At 63.4% G+C, this 1,425-nt stretch carries 1 protein-coding gene; it reads left to right on the top strand.

The annotated features are described in order from the left end of the window. Nucleotides 1–73 precede the first annotated feature (73 nt). A protein-coding gene (locus EKA13_RS27155; RefSeq protein ID WP_100250167.1) for an IS3-like element ISPpu29 family transposase occupies nt 74–1,269 on the top strand; the annotation gives its coding sequence in 2 pieces (ribosomal slippage) (nt 74–353 and nt 353–1,269; 1,197 coding nt in all). Nucleotides 1,270–1,425: the final 156 nt, after the last annotated feature.

The raw sequence follows: 1,425 nt of genomic DNA, 5'->3' as shown, positions 1-1,425 counted from the left end.
TATAGTGGATCCACCTTTTGAGACAGTGACTACGGGGTAGTTTAAGCTGTCGTCCTCGAAAGGATGACAGCAAATGGGTGAAGCAAAGAAACGCAAGGTGCACACGGCCGAATTCAAGGCCAAGGTAGGTCTGGAGGCGGTGCGCGGAGTGAAGACGATTACGGAGATTGCGCAGGCGTACGGCGTGCATCCGCAACTGGTCGGGCAATGGAAGAAGGAGATCCTGGAATCGGCGGGCGCCCTGTTCGAGACGAAGCGCGGCCCGAAGCCAGCCGAGGACAAGAGCGGCGAAGAGCGGCTGTACGGAGAAATCGGGCGGCTGAAGATGGAGAATGACTGGCTTAAAAAAAAGTTGGGAGTGTGAGCCTGGATGCGCGGGTCGGCTGGGTCGACGGCGCCGACAAGCTGTCCTTGAGCCGTCAGTGCGAGCTGGCCGAGGTGCCGCGCGCGACGGTCTACCGCAGGCTCACTGCCAAAGTGCCGGAAGAGGCGTGCGCCGAGGATCTGCTGCTATGCCGCCTGATTGACGAGGAATACACGAGCAGACCGTTCTACGGCAGCCGGCGCATGGTGGTGTTCCTGCGGGGAGCAGGCCACGTTGTCAACCGCAAGCGCGTGCAGCGCCTGATGCGCGGCATGGGCCTGGCGGGCATGGCGCCGGGGCCGAACACCAGCAAGCCGCAGCCGCAGCACAAGGTCTATCCGTATCTGCTGCGTGGCGTGGCGGTGACGCGGCCAAACCAGGTGTGGAGCACGGACATAACGTACATCAGGCTGGCGCGCGGTTTCGCTTACCTGGTGGCGGTCATCGACTGGTACAGCCGGAAGGTGCTGTCCTGGCGGCTCAGCAACAGCATGGACGCATCGTTTTGCGTGGACTGCCTGGAAGACGCCCTGCGCGAGCACGGCCGGCCCGAGGTGTTCAACAGCGACCAGGGATCGCAGTTTACCAGCGCGGCCTTCACGGGCGTGCTCAAACGCGAGGGCGTGGCTATCAGCATGGACGGGCGCGGACGGGCGCTGGACAACATCTTCGTCGAGCGCTTGTGGCGCAACGTGAAGCATGAGGACGTGTACCTGAAGGGCTACGCCAACATGGCCGAGCTGACGGTGGGCCTGGCGCAGTACTTCGCGTTCTACAACGCCGAGCGGCCGCACCAGTCCCTTGGCTACAAGACACCTGCCAGCGTCTATCGCAGTGGTATCGGCGGCGGCGCGCTGATCGCGGACAAGTACGGCGGCGCACAGCGGGAACTGGAAGCGGCGTGAACGCCGTCTGGCCTGCCGGCGGCGGCGGCCACCGGAGGGTAAGCTCTCCAGCGGCACGGCAGGAGAATCACGGGGCAGCGCCGACCAGCTGCAGTGGCAGTAAGCGACGCAGCTTAAACTCGCTGAAAAACTGTCTTGACCGATGGGTCCACTTTA

It is taken from the genome of Pseudomonas defluvii (assembly GCF_001695625.1).
GTDB classification, from domain to species: Bacteria; Pseudomonadota; Gammaproteobacteria; order Pseudomonadales; family Pseudomonadaceae; genus Aquipseudomonas; species Aquipseudomonas defluvii.
Note: the sequence above shows the minus strand (reverse complement) of the source record. Positions and strands in the feature narration are given on the sequence as shown.